Source organism: Amycolatopsis regifaucium, from assembly GCF_001613935.1.
In the GTDB taxonomy this organism is placed as follows: domain Bacteria; phylum Actinomycetota; class Actinomycetes; order Mycobacteriales; family Pseudonocardiaceae; genus Amycolatopsis; species Amycolatopsis regifaucium.
The window spans coordinates 382,832-400,837 of record NZ_LQCI01000003.1 but is presented as its reverse complement, the minus strand read 5'-3'; the positions used below and the strand labels follow the sequence as shown (position 1 = coordinate 400,837).

At 65.7% G+C, this 18,006-nt stretch carries 12 protein-coding genes; 6 read left to right on the top strand and 6 right to left on the bottom strand.

What is annotated here, in order from left to right; all coding sequences use genetic code 11:
* Nucleotides 1-265: 265 nt before the first annotated feature.
* The 6 genes from AVL48_RS05675 to AVL48_RS05645 all read right to left on the bottom strand — a co-directional run bounded on the left by AVL48_RS05675 (nucleotide 266) and on the right by AVL48_RS05645 (nucleotide 11,923).
* The gene (locus AVL48_RS05675) at nucleotides 266-3,604 is read right to left on the bottom strand and encodes a DUF499 family protein (protein WP_061989441.1); all 3,339 of its coding nucleotides are present in this window, start codon (nucleotides 3,602-3,604) and stop codon (nucleotides 266-268) included.
* 1 nt (nucleotide 3,605) lies between these two features.
* Nucleotides 3,606-6,377, bottom strand: a complete 2,772-nt coding sequence (locus AVL48_RS38110; RefSeq protein WP_074038171.1) for a DUF1156 domain-containing protein — start codon at nucleotides 6,375-6,377, stop codon at nucleotides 3,606-3,608.
* Nucleotides 6,355-6,948, bottom strand: coding sequence for a DUF1643 domain-containing protein (locus AVL48_RS38915; RefSeq protein WP_061989435.1), 594 nt, complete (start codon nucleotides 6,946-6,948; stop codon nucleotides 6,355-6,357). The genes AVL48_RS38110 and AVL48_RS38915 overlap by 23 nt, the downstream gene beginning before the upstream one ends.
* A complete protein-coding gene (locus AVL48_RS05655) occupies nucleotides 6,948-10,361 on the bottom strand; it encodes a helicase-related protein (protein ID WP_061989433.1) in 3,414 nt (1,137 codons plus the stop codon). The genes AVL48_RS38915 and AVL48_RS05655 overlap by 1 nt, the downstream gene beginning before the upstream one ends.
* Nucleotides 10,362-10,736: 375 nt before the next feature.
* On the bottom strand, nucleotides 10,737-11,570 hold the full coding sequence (locus AVL48_RS38105; RefSeq protein ID WP_244162412.1) for a hypothetical protein: 834 nt from the start codon (nucleotides 11,568-11,570) through the stop codon (nucleotides 10,737-10,739).
* The gene (locus AVL48_RS05645; protein ID WP_061989432.1) at nucleotides 11,567-11,923 is read right to left on the bottom strand and encodes a hypothetical protein; all 357 of its coding nucleotides are present in this window, start codon (nucleotides 11,921-11,923) and stop codon (nucleotides 11,567-11,569) included. The genes AVL48_RS38105 and AVL48_RS05645 overlap by 4 nt, the downstream gene beginning before the upstream one ends.
* Nucleotides 11,924-12,243: 320 nt before the next feature.
* Between AVL48_RS05645 and AVL48_RS39465 the strand changes: the two genes are divergently transcribed.
* The 6 genes from AVL48_RS39465 to AVL48_RS05615 are packed head-to-tail and all read left to right on the top strand — an operon-like array spanning nucleotide 12,244 to nucleotide 18,003.
* Complete coding sequence (locus AVL48_RS39465) at nucleotides 12,244-13,605, top strand: DUF6002 family protein (protein ID WP_061989430.1); 1,362 nt, start codon at nucleotides 12,244-12,246, stop codon at nucleotides 13,603-13,605.
* A complete protein-coding gene (locus AVL48_RS40700; protein WP_061989428.1) occupies nucleotides 13,605-14,762 on the top strand; it encodes a GNAT family N-acetyltransferase in 1,158 nt (385 codons plus the stop codon). Before AVL48_RS39465 ends, AVL48_RS40700 begins: the two co-directional genes overlap by 1 nt.
* Nucleotides 14,759-15,286 carry a thiamine pyrophosphate-binding protein gene (locus AVL48_RS38905; protein WP_061989426.1) on the top strand — a complete coding sequence of 176 codons (528 nt, stop codon included), beginning with the start codon at nucleotides 14,759-14,761 and terminating at the stop codon, nucleotides 15,284-15,286. The genes AVL48_RS40700 and AVL48_RS38905 overlap by 4 nt, the downstream gene beginning before the upstream one ends.
* On the top strand, nucleotides 15,283-15,858 hold the full coding sequence (locus AVL48_RS05625; RefSeq protein ID WP_063054080.1) for a thiamine pyrophosphate-dependent enzyme: 576 nt from the start codon (nucleotides 15,283-15,285) through the stop codon (nucleotides 15,856-15,858). The genes AVL48_RS38905 and AVL48_RS05625 overlap by 4 nt, the downstream gene beginning before the upstream one ends.
* On the top strand, nucleotides 15,855-17,096 hold the full coding sequence (locus tag AVL48_RS05620) for an MFS transporter (RefSeq protein WP_061989422.1): 1,242 nt from the start codon (nucleotides 15,855-15,857) through the stop codon (nucleotides 17,094-17,096). The genes AVL48_RS05625 and AVL48_RS05620 overlap by 4 nt, the downstream gene beginning before the upstream one ends.
* Nucleotide 17,097: 1 nt before the next feature.
* Nucleotides 17,098-18,003 carry an LLM class flavin-dependent oxidoreductase gene (locus AVL48_RS05615; RefSeq protein ID WP_061989420.1) on the top strand — a complete coding sequence of 302 codons (906 nt, stop codon included), beginning with the start codon at nucleotides 17,098-17,100 and terminating at the stop codon, nucleotides 18,001-18,003.
* The last annotated feature ends 3 nt before the right edge of the window (nucleotides 18,004-18,006 follow it).

Below are 18,006 nucleotides of genomic sequence, written 5' to 3'. Positions count from 1 at the left end.
CCAGCTCGAAGTCGGCCAGCTCGTCTTCGGTCAGCGGCGTGCGGCGCTCATGCAGCGACCGCACCACGGCCAGAGACAAACCCGCCCCCTCGGACTTCACTCACACTGAAAACTCGTCAAGCTCAGAGCGAGCTTGTCAGCAACGGTGATGCGGATTCAATGGCCGTGCCTCGATCAGGTGACGCGCCGCAGGCCCATGTCCAGCACGGAAGCCGCAGTCTGCAACGACCGACGGAACGGCTCGAACTCAACTGCAATTGCGTACTCAACTCTCCTCAAACCCGGCCTGGTCGAATTTGAGGGTTTGGGCGTTCTCGGAGACCGTTCGCACTTTGGCCTCCTCGAAGCCGAAGGTTTCAGTTGCTTCGATTTCGATGCGGACAGTCAGGTTCGTGCCCTGGTCGGCTCGGAGTGGGGCGATGACCTCCTCGGCAATATTTTTGAAGTCCATAGCGATCTTCTCAGTGTTCAGCGTCTTGACACCGTAGAAGCGGGTCTTGAACTTCCGGTGGTAGACGCCGGGGTGGTCGGGATCCTGCTCGAAGTGCTTCTCAGCAGTGCTTTCGGTAGCCCCAGTTGGCATTCCCGGCGTCGCAGCGGCTTCGGCCTCGCGCTGTTGGGTGGCAACGTCGGGACGGACGAGCAGCAGCGAATCCGAAGTAGAGGGAGCTGGCCGCTCATCGCCCGGGATCCAAAGGTCGATGTACCGGTTAGCGACCTCGTCGTAGCCCGTCGCCAGGGCAAAAGCATCGGTCTGCCAGATCATCGGCAGATCGACCACGCCCTCGTCAAGGACACGACGATCACGAACACGCGGCAGGTACGGGTACTGACTGTAAAGCACCCAGAGCGAGCCCAGGGCGACGTGGCCGTCTTTCCAGATTTGCGGCACTTTGCCCAGGGCCAGACGGATCGTCGCGGCAGCTTGTCGAGTGGACAGGTCACCGTCGTTGCCGAGGCGTCGCGAGACCCGCTCAGCCAACGCATCGGACTGTCCTTCTACTTTGGTTTCCCGGAGGATAAAGGGCGCTCCGGGGTCGGGCTGGTCGGGGATGAGCGCCCAGGTGAAGGTTTGGAGCAGTCGCGCAGTCACCGTCTGGTCTGCCTGAGTCTGGCGCTGCGCGGCTTGGTTCTTCTGATTTTGGGTCAGGTCGAGGTCTGCCTCGTTGTCGAGCACATGGCGCCAGCCGAGGTAGTCACGGGTCGCCGTGTCGAGCTCCTCCAACCGGGCCTCGTCGGCCGCGAGGTAGACGAGCATGTTGCGATGGGTCCGGTTGGCGTTCCCGCGCTGTTCGGTCGCCTCTTGGGCGAATTCCTTCGCCGCTGAATCAGTACCGCGCTTGTGAGCGACCTTCGGGTGGAGGATGACAAGCCGGGCTTCGTCCGTGTCAGGAATGTCGGAGTTGGTCTCTGGGCAAACGTGTACGCCCGCGAAGTCGCCACGAGTGCGGGCCTGGCTTTGCAGCCGGCGGACGATCTCAGCCCAGATATCTTCCTTGTGCAGGCGCTCGGCCTGGTCTTTGGCGGTGCGGGTGATGTTGGGTTGGAGGTCGTACCAGTATTTTCCGGAGCCGGTGTAGAAGTAGGTCGCCCGATCACTGAGTTGGGTGAGCGCGGAGTGAAAGTTGCCGGGCACGTCGCCGGGGACGGCGGTGCCAAGGAAAACCCGCTGGGTGCCGATCCCTTTGTGGACTGAGCCGGGGGCGATGGTCGGCGCGGCACCAAAAAACACCGCACGGGCGAGACGTTTAGTCAGAGCTCGCTGGCCATACAGCGGCTTCTCCCGGTCGATGCGGGCAGGTTCGGAGTTGGGACCATCCACATCGGCGTCAATAATCGTCTTCCAGGAATCCTGGAGGTACTGCGTCAGCTCGGCGTTCACGTTCGCCGTGGCGAGTGGAATCGACGCAGGCATGATCAGCGGCGCGGCGTCCTCGCCTGTCCACAGGGCGTGAATCACCGTGCTCATCAATCGCAGCACGCCACGGGTGCGCTGAAACCGCTCTAGCGAGGACCACTCCTCGTAGAGGGTGTCGAACAGCTCCGGGTGGATGGGGTAGGTTTCCTTGATTCGGTTCTCGTATTTCGGGTCCCGCGCCTCCCGCGGAAAATCGTCAATATACTTGCGATACATCTCCACGTAGGCCCGGGCTGTCGCGCCGATCGCGGCGAGCCCGGCGGCGTCGGGCTGCTTGAACAGCCGCTGTTTCACGATGTGATATGCCTCGTCCGAGGACGCCGGCCGCCACTGATCGGCCACACGGCGTACGACGTTTTGCAGCCGTTTCAGCGCCTCAAGACCGTGGGCGCCACCGACCTCCTCGGCGCTGCCAGCCGCGAACTCCGAGTCATCGTCGCCGCTCTCGGAGGCGGGAATGGAGATCGCGAGCAGGATGCCCGAGGTGCCCTTGGCCGTCTCGGTGAGCGACTGGGCGAAGGTGAATTGGTCATCGAAGGTGCCGCCAGCGAGATCGTCACGGCCAACGAGCGAGCGGGCATAAGCGACCCACTCGTCGATTAGGATCACTGCCGGGGCGTACTTCGCCAGTAACTCGTGGAGAGCGTCGCCGGGGTGTGTCCGATTACTATCAGCGGTGGCAACGATCGCGTAGCCCTCTGCGCCACCGAGCTGCCACGCGAGTTCGCCCCAGATCGTGTTGACCTGGGTGCCGTCGTCCTTGATGGCACCGGACGGGCTGAGGTGGTTACCGACGATCGCGACACGGTTGACCTTGGCGCCGGTATAGCCGCTGGCGCTCAGCAGTTCCTGGGTGTCTTGCGGGAAGTCGCCCACCGGGAGCCCCGCGGCGATGTGCCACAGGGACAGCATCGAGTGGGTCTTGCCGCCACCGAAGTTGGTCTGCAGATTGATCACCGGTGCGGCGTTGTCGTCACCGGACAGTCGGCGCACCGCGCGGCCGATGAGGTCACGTAGGCCCTCGGTCAGGTAGGTGCGCTTGAAGAACTCCACGGGGTCTGCATAATCCAAGTCCACCTCGCCACCCGTAGCAACCTTGTACAGGTCGGCGGCGAACTCGGAGGCGTGGAAGTTGCCGGTTGCGACGTCATCGTGCGGTGGCAGCACCTCACGCCACGGCTTGAGCCCGGAGGCCTCGGGGTTGTCGACTGCGGACTTGAGGACCTTCTTGTCATCCTTGTCCGCAGTGACGCGACGCAGGTTGAGCCGAATCCGCGCGATCTCCTCACCAGTGTCGACGGCGCCGATCGCGACCGCGAAACGCTGAGCGGTGTCGAGTGCCCGGTACGCGTCGTCATCGGTGAACGACCTCATGTGCGCCCACGTGTGCCGCACCTGTAGGAGTTCCGCGGCGTAAGCCAGATGAGTGCGGTTCAAGTGGGGGTTCAACGGACGCCAGTTACGCCGAAAGCGGTGGGTGTAGTCCCGGGTGATCAGCTTGAGCTGGACCGACGGGTCACCACGGTGGACCTCCCTGCCATCGCTGTTGTCAACCGCGGTGATGATATCGACCCAGGTGCGACCGGCCTCGAGTTGCGGGTCGAGGATCTGGGACAGGAACGCGTCCAACTTGGGTGCAAGCAAGTCGAACATCTGGCCGATGCGGTCGCGGTTGCTCACTGCCATGTCAATCGTCCCCCTCAGTAAAGTCGAATGCGCCCTGCTCCTGGGCCGGCTTCTGCACCGCCCGCGCTACCTCGAAAACCTCGGGCCAGCTCGTGACGAGATTGTTGAAGCTCAGGGCATCTTTGGTCCAGCCATTTCCCTCGGCGATGCGGAACAACAAGTGGGCGAGTTCCTTGACGAGATCACCGTCAACGGCCCCGTCGGGACGGCTCAACGCGGCCTGAAGGAAGCCACCGGCGTAGGCGATGCCATCGCGCTCCACGATCTTGATCAGGTGGTGCAACGCCTCCCAATTGCTGGTGTGGCTGTCTTTGCGGACGTCATACTCCTCCGGAAGATCCGCTGGCTTGAGGAGCTGAACCTTGCCCGCTCGACTCATCAAAATCGCATCCCGATCCATCACGTCCACGCTGGTGTTCCGCGCCCGAGCAAGACTATCCGCGTCACCGAACCTTCCCACGCCATAACCATGCTGCCGGTACCACGCGATCGCGAACCGTGTCGCCGCGTCGAAGTCCCCTTCCTGCTCCGCGAGCACCCGGTCGAGGCTCTCGTTGATCCGCGCAAGCGCTGACCGGACGGTCATCTTCTTGCCATCCGGTTCCAGCACAGAGCTGTAACGGCTGAACACCGCCATCCCCGGCCCAATCGCTGCCTGCGGCAGATCCACCGGCGCAATCTGCCCCTGCTGCAGCTTGCGCAACGCGTCGGGCAGTTCGTCCTCCAATGCCGCGATGAACCCACGACGGTCAGCCGTTGGCGCTCCCTCCGGCCGCGGCCGGAGCGACAGGAGGATGGAGGAGGCGAGCGCATTCATGTCCTTCGCCATCATCCGGTTGCCCAGCTCGGAGCGGTTCGGCCAGGTGGCCGTGATCCTCCAGCCCGAGCGGATCATCCCTTCAAGGAGCGTTTCCCAACCTGTCGATGCCTCACCGGAATCGTCGTCTTCGCTCTGTTTGAACGCGTACCAGACCATGATCGGATAGTCGTCGAGCGCGGTCTCCCGAGCGTGCGCGAACACGCGACGGAAGCCATCCTCAAAAAACGCCCGCGCCCCGTCCTTGCCACCGTGACGATAAGCGTTCGCAACGAGTTCCTCCGCCTTCGGCACAAGCATCGTGGCGAGCAACTCCGGATGTGTCGGACGCAAAGAACGACGTAGCCACACGTAGAAGAAGTCAGAGAGATCTGAGTAGCCGATGTTGTCGTAGTACGGTGGATCAGTGCTGATCAGGACACCGGCATACGATCGCGCCGATGCGTCAGCCTGGCTAACCTTGCCTTCGCCGTCACCGGAGGATGGCAAGTATTCAAGGGCCTTCGGGATGAATTGAAATGCTGGGCTCCATCCACCAGCCGAGTTGCTGAACGCGCACGACTCTGCGAAGTCCCACACCATCGGAATCGCTTGACGCGTGAACAGATGGCCGACCTGTTCCTTCCCGGCATCTGGCCGCCACTGGCAGAGAGCATTCATGAAGTTCGCATATCTGCTAACGCCCATTCCGAGGTAGGTTGCAATCGCGTCGGCGTACGCTTCGGTGCCGCCGTCAGCGAGAACACGCACGCGGGCGTCGGAAACCAGATCGGAGAAGGTCGTCAGCGCAACGAGTTGACGGTTCGTGAAGAGGTCGGTGAATTCTGTAAGTCCGTAAGTCGGCGCCTTGAGATCGCGCGGGTAGTAGCCGAGCGAACCGCTGATGGTATCTACAGGAGGCTCAACGTTGGCGGCATCGCTGTGTTCATGATCTGCCGGAAGGTAGATGCGCCGGCGACTCCCCTCAGCGGCGATAGCCATTAGCTGAGATCCAACTCGGTTGGCTCGTCCTTCGTCACGAATATAGGCAAGTTTCACCGAGGTTTCGCAAGAGACACATGTGGCACCGGTCCGTCCTACGGTTCCTTGACCAGCAGTCGGCAGGTTGCGTTCCACGTCGTGGCCAATCTCGAACTTCACCCGTTGCCCCGACTGGTGGGTGGAGTCGGCGACGATGGAGGGGACGATGTACGACTCCTTGCCTTTTTTCTTGCCGAGCCACCACGACCGGACCAACGGCATCTCGATGCCGCAAGCGGGGTTGGGGCAGGTGACGGTGCGGGCCCAGATCCAGGCGATGACGGTGGCTTTTGTACCGTCTGGGAGGGTGGCCTTGGGGTAGAGGTGGCCGATGCGGTTCTCGGCCTCGTCGCGCATCCATGCGCCATAAGCGCGGACATCGGCAGCAAGGCCTTCAGCGCCCCGCCACTGCCGAATCTGGGAGTCAGCCAAGCCTGGGAAGACCGGTGGCTGATCGCGGAATTTCGGCGGGATCTCGATGAGTGCTTTGTTGATAAGGACCGCAACTGGATTAAGGTCGGAAGCGTGTGCCTCGAGACCGAGTCGTTGGGCTTCAAGAGGGATGGTGCCGCCGCCAGCAAAGGGGTCGAGGATCGGTGGCGGGTTGCCGTTGGTGGATTTCAGGATTTCGGCGTGGGCCTCGGCGAGCAGTTTCTCGTCGCGGACGTTTTCCCACACGACGAGCCGCTCGATGAGGTTATGCAGCCGCTCGCGCTCTTTGCGCTGCAGTTCCTCAGTCGGAAACTCGTCTGGCCGCGATGATGGGTCGTCGACGAGTTGGGCGAACAGCACCGCGCGGGCCGCGGCGAGTGGGCGGCGTGCCCACCACAGATGCAGGGTCGACGGGTGTCCGTGCCGGATCGACTTTTCGCGGGCTGACTCCCGGTTGATGGCCTCCAGTGGCAGGGCCACCTCAATTAGCTTGCGCTTGTACATCTATCTTCTCGACCCTCTGAGCCTTGGAGTTGGCTCGACCAAGCGGCGTCTTGTCACCGCGACTTGCTCGTTCAAATCTAGTGGCCGGCCAAACGTAATCGACCTGTACCGGGACAAGACTGTCGCGCAGAGCCTGAGCGAAAGGCACGTCAGGGTGTGCACGATAGGTCCATCGTTGCCAGCGCGACGGATGTCTCGGCCCGTCGCCGACGTGCCAGGTCGGCAGGTCCTGGGCAGTGATTCGGTGCTGAAGCCACGCGACCTGCTGGCGAAACTGAACTCGCGCCTCGCCGGACGGCGAGGTGGCTCCATACGCGAGTAGCACGCCGTCACCCGCCCCGAGGCAGGTCTCCAGCGACTCTCTCGCCGCCAGCCACCCGTCCTCGGCGGCCCCCAGTTCAGTGATGGCATCGGTCCGGTGTGACGGCACGGAGAAGAGGTTCGCTACCGCGACGTCGTCGAAGCCGAGCAGCTCGACCGCCAACGCCACCCGACGCAGGGTCCGCTTGCCATCGGTCAGGGGCGGGTTGGCCAGAACCGCGACCAGAGTTCTTCTCGAAGCAGTCGGCATCAGAAGGGCACCGTTCCTTTGGCCCACATTTTGGCCCAGTCGCCGCGAATTCCGGTGGCCTCGAAATTGCCGAGGTCGGTGGTGGCGAAGGGGTTGTCGAGGTAGCGGACCTCGTCGTGGTGGGGCCCGCGCGGGTCGACTCGCACTAGGGCCAGGCGGTAGCGGGGCACGGCGTTCTTGCCGGTCATCACCTCGTTGTGGGTGACGAAGAAATCCGTGGCTCCGTCAAGGCGGGCTTTGACCTCGATCCGGTAGGTGTCGCCGTTCGGTGCCGTAGACAAGATATCGAAACCCTTGTTGTTGAACGGCTGCTCGACCGGTCGCCGATCGAGTTCTCGCTCACGGGCCAGCACCAGGTCGACGCCGCGTCGTTCGACTTCCTTGGTCTCTTTGGCGTGGATGGGGGCGCTGGCCGGGAGGTCGTCTTCGAGCAGGCTGATCGGTAGGACGAGCGCTGCGGTGACGATCAGCGGCGGCTTCGTGGACATGAGGCTCTGCTGGTCCAGTAGGGCGAGTCGACGACGCAGTCGCACCTCGAGCTCAGCAGCCTTACGGCTGAGACTGTCGGAGGACTCCCTCGGCTTTTCGCCTTTCTGCTCCTTCTCGGCGGAAACCGCAGCTTCGAGGAGCAGGCGTTCGTTTTCGGACGAGAGCCGCTTGGTGACCAACGTCCGTGTCCTGGTCAGCTCGGCCAAGCGCCGGGGCTGAACCTCGGCCAGGTGCTCCGGCAACTGGTGGGCGATGATCCAGCTCGTTGCGTTGTCTTCCGCGTCCGCGAGCCACGGCAGGGCGCGAGCCGCCGCGACGGCAGGCGTGTCGGGGGCGGCGACACAGTCAAGGTAGGGCGCGGGACCGGCGGTGGTCACGGTGCCGAGACTGTCAACGAAGGCATATTCGAAGCGACGGGCTACGCTGGCGCCGGTCGCGTCCGCGACCTCCTCGATAACGCCCACCAGCAGATGCGGCTCCTCGAGGGTCGAGGACACCAGCACGGTGCCCGAATTGAGGACCCTCCCGAACTGTTTGATGGCCTCGTCCATGACCGTGTCGTGCAGCGGGTGACCGGGGGCGAGGAGATCGGCGCGGACGAGGCCGTCTTCCGGGGCGACCCGGGCCAGGTCGAAGGTGACGCGGTCGTAGCGGGTCGCGATCGGCCCGTACTTGCTGGCCCGGAGGTGGGCCGGCACGTTGGCGACCTCGTAGCGTCCGCGTTCGCGCCGGGCGATCCGGCCACCGAGGCGGGTGAACGCTGCCTTGAAGGCCAATTCGATGTAGTGCGGCTGCAGGCGGCGGGCGCGGGCCTCGTCCATCGCGGCACGCAGTGCTGCGAGGTCGGCCTCCGCGAGGTGTTCGGCGGCCAGTGCCCGTTCCTCCAGCAGTTCCTTGACGCCGTCGCCGACGCTGGCGTCGATGATCTTGTGCATCTTCGCTCGGACATCGGGGCGCTCGCCGTACTGGATCGCCTCCTTCAAGAGGTCCCGGAGCGGGGTCTCGATGAAGGCTTCGCCGAGCACGTCGAAGACCTTCCCGCCGTAGGCCTTGCCCATCTCCTCAAGCTTCACGAGCAGGCGGGTGAAGACCTCGCCCTCACGCGTGTTGGAGGCGACCAGGTTCCACAGTCGGCAGACCTCTTCCTGGCCGATGCGGTGGATCCTGCCGAAGCGCTGTTCAATCCGGTTCGGGTTCCAGGGCAGGTCGTAGTTGACCATCAGGTGAGCGGCCTGAAGGTTCAGTCCCTCGCCCGCGGCGTCAGTGGCGATAAGGATCTGGCAGTCGCGGCTCTTGGTGAATTCCTCGGTGATCTGGCGGCGCTCGCCGCGGCGCACGCCACCGTGGATGGTGCGGACGGCATCCGGGCGGCCGAGCAGCGAGCTGATGCGGCCCCGGAGGTATTCGAGGGTGTCACGATGTTCGGTGAAGATGATGAACTTCCGTGGCCAGCCGTCGTGGTCGGTCGTAAGGGCGTTGTCCTGCAGGATCGTCGACAGCTCGGTCCACTTGCGGTCTTTACCCAGGTCGCGGACTTGCTTGGCCAGCGCGGCCAGGTCCGACAGCTCGACCAGCTCCGCGTCAAGCTCTTTCACGGTGCGCGCCGCAGTGGCCGCGTCGAGGAGTTCTTCCTCCAGCACCTCAACCTGTTCGGCGTTGTATTCGTCCGCGTCGAGGTCGTCGAGGTCGATCGTGGGCTCTGACTCCTGGTAGGTGCCGTTGAGGATCTCGTGCTTCTTGCGCTCGAGCCGCCGTGAGCGGCGGATCAGGCTCTGGTAGATCGCCTCAGGGCTGGAGGCGAGACGGCGCTGGAGCACCGTGAGGGCAAAGCCGACGGTGTTTCGGCGTTTGCCGTCGAGCTTGTCTGCCCGATTCATCCCAGTACGGACGTACTGGGTGACCTGTTCATAGAGGTGGTACTCGCTGGCCGTGAGCTCGTAGGGAACAGTTTCGGCGATCCGCTCGGGAAACAGCTTCTTGCCCTCGAAGGTGAGCAGGTCTTCCTTGACCATCCTGCGCATGATGCCGCTGGTGTCGGCGCTGATCTTCTGCTTGCCTTCGAAGCGGTCGCGGTCCAGTAGGGTAAGGAAGAGCTGAAAGTCCTCCTCTTTGCCCGAATGGGGGGTGGCAGTCATCAGCAGCAGATGGCGGGTGAGGTCGCCTAGGAGCTCGCCGAGCTGAAAACGTTTTGTCTTCTCCAGCTTGCTGCCGAAGTAATGCGCCCCCATTCGGTGGGCTTCGTCGACAATGATCAGGTCCCACTCGGTCTCCTTCAACCGCGCCCGCAACTCCTCATTGCGGCTGAGTTGGTCCATCCTGGCGATCAACAGCGAGTTGGTCTCGAAGACGTTGAAGTTGACGTTCGCGTCGATGAGCTGGTTGGTCAGCAGATCGAAGCGCAGGCCGAACTTGAAGAACAACTCGTCCTGCCACTGCTCCACCAGGCCGCCCGGCGCGACGATGAGGCACCGCTGGACGTCATCGCGAAGGATCAGCTCCTTGATGTAGAGCCCCGCCATGATCGTTTTGCCAGCGCCGGGGTCATCGGCCAGGAGGAATCGCAGCGGCGTGCGTGGGAGCAGTTCACCGTAGACGGCGCGGATCTGGTGCGGCAGCGGTCGGACGTCGCTGGTCGCCACCGCGAGCATGGGGTCGAATAGGCCAGCGAGCGTGATCCGCTGGGCTTCGGCGACGAGCTTGAACTCGCTGGCCGGAGCGTCAAAGGCGCGGGTCCCAGCCTGGGCGATCGAAAGCGTGTCCTCGTCCTTCCGGAACACGACCTGTTGCCCGAGCCCGCCTGCGGTGGTCTTGTAGGTCAGTTCCAGAGCGTCGGCGCCGTGCCTCTGCACCGCGATGACGGTGATGACCTCAGCCGGAATGAGCCCTTCGAGCCGCAACCCCGGCTTGACGTCCTCAAGCCGCACCCATTGACCTCCTCGCCCACAGTCCACCTACCTCCGATCGAGAGGCCCGGCCCTTGCGTTACGACCCCCAGTAGTGTGGTTCGCCGGTCTTCGCAGCACCAGCGACGGACCTTGAGGGTAACGGGCCAGGACGAACGGCCGCAGTTCTGGACGGTCGCGGGCCGGTTGCTCGCAGTGGGCACCAGTGCGCTTGGTCCTGTCATACCTGGTCAGCGGGCAGAGAGGAGCACCTCGACCGCGAAGCTCGACGCCACTCCTCAAACGGACCCGCCGACCTGCTGGCTACGCCGGCTCTAGCTACCAGCCTGGCGGGTCGGGCGATGCGCCCCACCGACATCCGCAGACAGGTGAGTCGACAGCTGCCGCCTCCTGATATCACAGACTTCGAGGTGACAGTCGATCGTCTGACTTCGCTCTCAACGCGGGCTGCCATCTCGTCTGGAGCTGATCGTTGTTGGGAATCGGCCCGAACCAATCGAGACGATCGGTCGGGAGCGGGCGGCGCCAATGCGGAGCCTCTGCGCAGTGTGTCAGCGGAGATCGGCCGGCGATGCTCGTGCCAATGACACGCATCGGCTGCCCTCGCTTGCGCCAGCAGATCGTCGTCAACCACGTTGGAAGCATCACGGCTGCGCTGCTCGCCCGTTGGGGCGCCCTTGGGCTTGGTGTTCTCGCCGGACGACTCCGGCGCCGTCTCCCTGACAGCAGCCTGATCGCCTGCGAAGGCGGCCTGCACCGCTTCGCGTCCCCGAGTGTTGCATCGCCCGGCTGAAGTGTGATGGTCAGCGCCCTGAGCAGGTCCGGGCCGACTTCCGCCCACCCGATCAGCAGCAGTGGTCCGACGACGTTGAACACAGCCTTGCCGTACTGGCCTGCGAGGAGCGGGTCCGCCACGTTCAGCGCCAAGGCGACCGTGCTGGCGAAGATCAGCAGGCGGCGGGCTGGCCGCAGTTGTGCCAGTGTCGCCCCGGCCAGGGCCAGTTGTCGGATGCCGAGGCGAAGCCCGAGTACCGAGAGGTCGACAGCCTGCGCGACGAGTGGAGCGCCCCAGACGGGTATGCCCAAGCGGAGCCCGAGGTTGAGGACGTTGTCGAACCCGAACCTGAAGGTGAGACCGACGACGATGCCCATGATCACGGTGACCGCCTGAGCGACCGTGGCTCCACCCGAACCTGATGAGCGGGGCAATTCGGCGGTGGACCTGGTCATCGGGGAACACCTGCTTCGACGCGGGGTCGTCCGCGGGTGTCTCGGGTGGGGATGCCGCGTTCGCGCAGTTTGTTCAGCACGGTGGTGTGGTTGACGCCGAGGTGGTCGCCGACTCGGGCCAAAGACCAGCCGAGGTTGTAGAGGTGGATGGCGTCGTCGACCTGGTCGGACGTGAGGCCGCGGCGGCGCATCGGCACGCCATGCCGGTGGAGGATGTTGCTGACCGTTCGCCGTTCGATACCGAATCGGTCACCGAGTTCGTACACCGTTGCCCCGGCCTGGTAGTCGGCGATCAGCTGTTCGACCTGATCGGAGCCGAGTTGCCGGGCGCGGCCGGGGCGGTCGCGCTTCATCGACGGCGGTTCGGAAGTATCGAGGCTGGGGAGCTTCTCGCGAAGCTCTTCCAGCGCTCTGACCTGGTCTTTTATGTTCGAGTAAGGTCCCCTAACCTCCACAGCAGGTCAAAGGCCCTTCCCAGGGACATGGGAAGGGCCTTTTTACTGTCCATACAGCAGCAGGTCGCTGCAAAGGCTCGATCGGTGTGCCGTGCTCTGCCGTCCGGTGTCCTGGGACGGGTCCGTGAAGGACACCGCGCATTTTCGGAGACGCACGTGTCCGCATGGCGGGACGATGATTCTCGGCACAGCCCATTGTCGAGCCGAGGGACGAGGCCATGTCTGTCGCCTGGAATCAACCGACGACCGTCCCCGCGGCCGCGTTCTACGAGGGGATACGGCAGGCGATGGCCGTGGTCGGGCAGTCCCGTTCCGCGGTCGAGGATTTCGAACCCGAGTTCGCCCTGCCGGATCTGACGCCTGAACTGACCGAATTTTTTGCGGTGGCGGAGCTCAGGTTCGCGGAGCTCGGCACCGCCGGCCCCGCGCGGCTCGTGTTGCTCGATCTGATGGCGAATCCGGGGACCCGCACGGTCAAGACCTTGGCTTCACTGGTGATCGTGGCCAGGGCGGTCCGGCACATCGATCGGACCGGCGAACGGGTGATGATCCTGACGCCATCGTCGGCGAACAAGGCGACCGCGCTGCGCGACGCGGTGCTGCGCGCCTACCGGTACGGGCTGGCCCAGCCCGCCGACCTCCAGATCGTCACGCTGGTCCCCGACACGGCCCGGCCGAAGCTGTGGGCCTCGGCGCTGTCCGACGACGCCTGGCTGGCCGCGCGCAATCCGATGTGCGTGCTCGATCCCGGGCAGCCCTCGCACGTCAAGGAAATCGCCAAGCAGGCCCTGCGGACCAGTGCCCGAGAACTCTTCCGCACCAGCGGGATCCGGCTCTGGCACACCCTCGATCTCGCCAACTACCAGGTCGCCGACACCGCCCGCGCGTTCGCCGAGCACGCCACCGCGCCCGTGCGCCCCGGGGTCACCAGGGCGCACGCGCATTCGGTGTCCAGTGCCTTCGGCCTGCTGGGCCACCACTTCGGGACGACGCTGCTGCCGGACGTCACGGAGACCTCGCAGTACTTCCTCGTGCAGCACTTGGCCACTCCGGACATGGTGCTGAGTCTGCACGGCATGACGCCGCCGGACTACCGCGCCGACCCCGGAACCGGTCTGTTCCACCAGGAAACGACGACGAGGTACCCGCGGACGACGTTCGATCCCGCCGAGAACCTCGAAACGACGTTTTACACCAGCTCGCCCGCGACATCGCCCGCCATGAACGAACTCATCCGGCGTCAGGGCGGCGGCGGGATCGTCGTGTCCCTGAACGAATGCCTCGGCCGCTACGCCGAGGTTCGCGCGCTGCTCGGCAACGCCGGGGTCATCCTGCCCGCGGATCCGCGGGTAGTGCGTGAATGGTCGCTCGTGATGGCGATGACCGGGGTCCTCAACGCCATCGACCGCGGACTGCTCGACGCCGACGAGGTCCTCGTCCACGGCTCCGGTTCCTACAGTGCCACGGACTACCGGCCGCTACCGGACCACGCGGTGCGCACGGTCGCCGACGCCGCCGATCTCTCCGCGGTGATCACCGAAGCCGTGAGACCGGTCAGCTCGATCACCAAGGCCGCCTGATGGTCTCCTTCTCGCCCACCCACGCCCGCCTGAAATACCAGTGGACCGCCGGTACGGGAGCCTGGGCTCGCGGTCACCAACTGTGGGCGGGCCTGCCGGGACGACGGTTCACGTCGGTGCTGTCCACCGTCCCCGACCGCTCGCTGTCCGTGGCCTACCAAGGGTTGCCATCCGGTCTGACCTACATCTTGCCGTATCTGGCGGAACAACAGTCGGCACTGGCCGGACGAGTGTCCACAGTGGCCGGACCGGCGATCACCTGGCGGCAGCTGCGCCATGGCTCACCGGACGCCGACCTGGTCGCCCTCGGCTGCTCGCGACGACGGGCGCTCGACCTTCCCTCGGCGCACTCGGTGCTGCTCCCCTTCCGCGTGCACCAGCTGCTGGACATCGTCGGTGACGCCGAAGCCATGCACAAGACGGTGTCCGCCAACGAGCGGCGGCAGTTCGCGAAGCTGCGGCGGAAGTACGAATGGACGGCCGAGGTCGGCACCGGCGAAGAGGATCTCCGCTTCTTCTACGAGCGTATGCACCTGCCGACCATGGCTTCGAGGCACGGTGGAAGCGCCCGCAGTGTCGACCTCGATGTGGCGACGCACGAGCTTTTCCACAAAGGACGGTTGTTGTTCGTGACCGAGGGCGGCAAACGGGTCGCCGGTGTCCTGGCCAGATTGGAGGACGGCGGCAAGGTCATGCGCATGCGGCTGCTGGGTGTGCTGGACGGGGACGAAACCCACTACCGCAGCGGCGCGGTGAAGGCCGTGTACTACCTGGCGATGGAATGGGCGGCGGGCAACCGGGTCTCGCGCATCGACTTCTCCAGCGCGGACCCTTATCCCGGCAAGGGTGTCTTCCAGTTCAAGCGCCGGTTCCACCCCACTTTGGTCCACGCCGAAAATCACTACCGCGGCTACCGGGTGCAGCTGCGGGCGACCAGGGACACGTCACTGGTCCGCGATCTCCTGGTCGCCACCCCGATGCTCACGGTCGACAGGGCGGACCGCCTCGTCGCGGTCCACTTCTTCGACGGAGCCCGGCCCGCCAAGGAGAACATCCGCGGCGACGGCCCCGGTGTCCACGCCACCCGCCTGGTCGACCTGGACGAGTTCCTGGCCGGACTGCCGGTCACTTCCCCTACCGAACGGACCCGCCGATGACGACCACAGCTCATGCTCTCGAAGCCGTCGATGTCGCACACCACCTGTGCCACGAACTGACAAGCACGGGTTTCGGCCCGTTCTTCGGTACGCCGTGCGGGATTCTCGCGCCGCTCTACCGCGCGCTGGACGACCATGCCGGGCTCCTCACCGTCGCCAGGGAGGACAACGCGGTCGGCATCGCCGCGGGTGCCGTGCTCGCCGGGCGGCATCCGGTGGTGCTGATGCAGAACTCCGGCCTCGGCCAGTCGGTCAACGCGCTCGCGTCCCTCGTCGAGCCCTACCGCCTCGGCATGCTGCTGATCGTCAGCCTCCGCGGGGTGGACCCCGACCCGACGCAGGAGAACCTGGTGATGGGCAGGCTCACCGAGCCGTTGCTGGCGGGTCTCGGGGTCGCGACCACCACACTCGGGCGCGACCAGAACCTCGCGGAGCCGGTCGGCTGGGCCGCGGATGTCGTCCAGCGGCAGGGCCGGACGGCCGCGCTGCTGGTGCCGCCGCCGCTCTTCGGGTGGAACGCATGAACAAGACCGAAGCCATCCAAGCGATCCTCGACGCGACCTCGGTCCAGCCGATCGTGTTCACCACCGGCTTTTCGTCCCGGATCGCCAGCGGGCTCGACGACCGGGCGAACCACTTCTACATGACCGGTTCGATGGGCCTCGCGTCCTCGGTCGGGATCGGCATCGCGCGGGCGAGCGGGCTGGCGACCGTGGTGGTCGACGGCGACGGCGCCGTGCTGATGAACCCGGTCGGCCTGATCACCGCCGGGGCACACGATTCACTGCCGCTGGCGCACATCGTGCTCGACGACGGCCAGTATGCCTCGACGGGCGGCCAGGCCGTCCCGTCGCGGCCCGACCTAGGCGCGCTCGCCCAGGACTGTGGCTACCTGGAGGTCCACCAGGTCCACACCACCGGCGAACTGTCGGAGCTGCTGCGCGGAGTGCTGGCCCGCTGTTCCTCGCCGGTGTTCATCCACTGTGTGCTGCGGGGTGCCGAACCCCCGGTGCCGCCGAGGGTAAAGGCCGATCTCGGCGACCACGCCGCCCGGTTCGGCGCCAAGATCCGAGAGCTGGCGAAGGAGCGAGGGTGACCAAGGTCAAGCAGGCACCGGCCAGGCCGGGCTACACGACGCTGGACTGGTGGCGGCGGCCGGTGGGCACGATCTACCTGGCCTCGCTGGTGCTGTCGGTCGGCAAGGGCGCGTGGTTCACCTGCTGGGCCCTGTTCTTCACGCAATCAGCGGGGCTGACGACGGCCGAGTTCGGTATCGGCATCACGGCCGCGGGCCTGGTCGGCATGTTCGCCGGTGGCCCGTTCGGATACCTGGCCGACCGGGTGGGCGCGCGTGAAGTCCTTTTCGGACTTCAGCTGGTCGAGGGCATCGCCATGCTCTGTTACTTGTTCGTGCGGGACTTCTGGCCGATCGCGCTGGTGACCTGCGTGATGGTCGCGTGCGAGCGCGCGGCACCGGGGATCCGGATCGCCGTGATCTCCGGGCTGACCACCGGCCAGGAGCGGCTCGAAAGTATTTCCACCACCCGGGTGATGACGCAGGCCGGGATCGTGGTCGGCGCCGGGTTCGGCGCGATCGTGCTGTCGATCGACACCCGGGCCGCCTATCTCGCGCTGATCGTGTTCTGCGGGATCGCGAACCTCGGCTGTGCGGCACTTCTGCGGCGGGTGCCGCACGTGTCTTCGCTGCGCGACCTCGAAATCAAGCGCGGGGTACTCGTACTGAAGGACCGGCCGTATCTGCTGATCACCTGTCTCAACGGGTTGCTGGCACTGTGCTTCGGCATGCTGACCGCGGGTGTTCCACTGTGGATCGCCGCGCACACCGGGGCGCCGCCGTGGGTGATGGGGGTGCTCATCGGCTTCAACGCGGTGATGATCGTCCTGTTCCAGAACCGCGTTTCGCGCGCGGGCGCGACCGTGCGCGGCGCCGGGCGGCTGGGCCTGTGGGCCGGGATCCTGCTGACGGCGTCCTGTCTGGTCTTCGCGGCCAGCTACCACGCCACGGGCACCTTCGTCCTGATCGTGCTGATCGTCGCGGCCGCCATCCACGTCGCCGGCGAACTCTTCTTCATGGGCAGCGGCTTCGGGCTCTCGGTCGGGCTGACGCCGCAAGACGCGCACGGTGAGTATCAGGGCCTGTTCAACACCGGTCAGGCGGCGGCGATCGCGCTCGCGCCGGGCATCATGACGGTCCTGCTGGTCGAGTGGGGCGTCACGGGCTGGTTCGCGCTCGCCGTCGTCTTCCTGGTCGCGGGCGCCGGCACGAAGCTGGTGGGCGACTGGGCGCTGAGCAGGCGATCGGTGGAGTCCTGAAATGGCGGCCACCGCCCGGCTCGGCGTGCTCATCCTGCCGGAGCATCCCGGCCGGAAGGTGCTCGAAGTATGGCGCCGGGCCGAGGGGCTCGGCTTCGCCCATGCCTGGGTCCCGGACCACCTGACCTGGCGGACCCCGCGCGACGAACCGTGGTTCGACGCGCTGACGACGCTGACGGCCGCGGCGGCGGTGACGAACCGGATCGGGCTGGGCACGCTGGTCGCGTCGCCGAACTTCCGGCACCCGGTGTTGCTGGCCAAACAGACGATGGCGGTGGACCAGCTCAGCGAGGGACGGTTCGTGCTCGGCGTCGGCGCGGGCGCGAGGGACCTGGACAACACGGAACTCGGCGCGCCGGTTCCCTCCACTGTGGAGCGTGGTGAGCGATTCGGCGAGTTCGCGAGACTGCTGGACCTCTTGCTGCGCAACCACTCGACGACCTTCCACGGCCGGTACTACACCGCCGAAGACGTCAATCTCGCGCCTGGTTGTGTTCGGCGGCCCCGGTCCCCGCTGGCCATCGCGGCGGCGGGACCGCGCGGGATGCGGCTCGCGGCGGAACTCGGCGATATCTGGATCACCACCGGCGACGCGGCGCGACCGGGCTGGCGCACCGACGACGAAGCCTTCGCGACGTGGGCACGCCAACTGGACCGGCTGGCCGCGGCCTGCGCGACATCGGGCCGGACGCCGCGCAGGCTCGTCCACCTCAGCCGCGTGACGGACGCCCCCTACGCCTCCCCGGACCGGCTGGCCGACGTCGTCGGACGCTGCGGCGAACTGGGGTTCACCGACGTGGTGGTGCCCTATCCACGGGAAGACGGAATCTTCGCCGGCGACCAGCGGGCGTTCGAGAAGGCAGTGCTGCCGCTGGTGTGCGGCGGCACCCGGTGCGAAAGCGAGTGACTG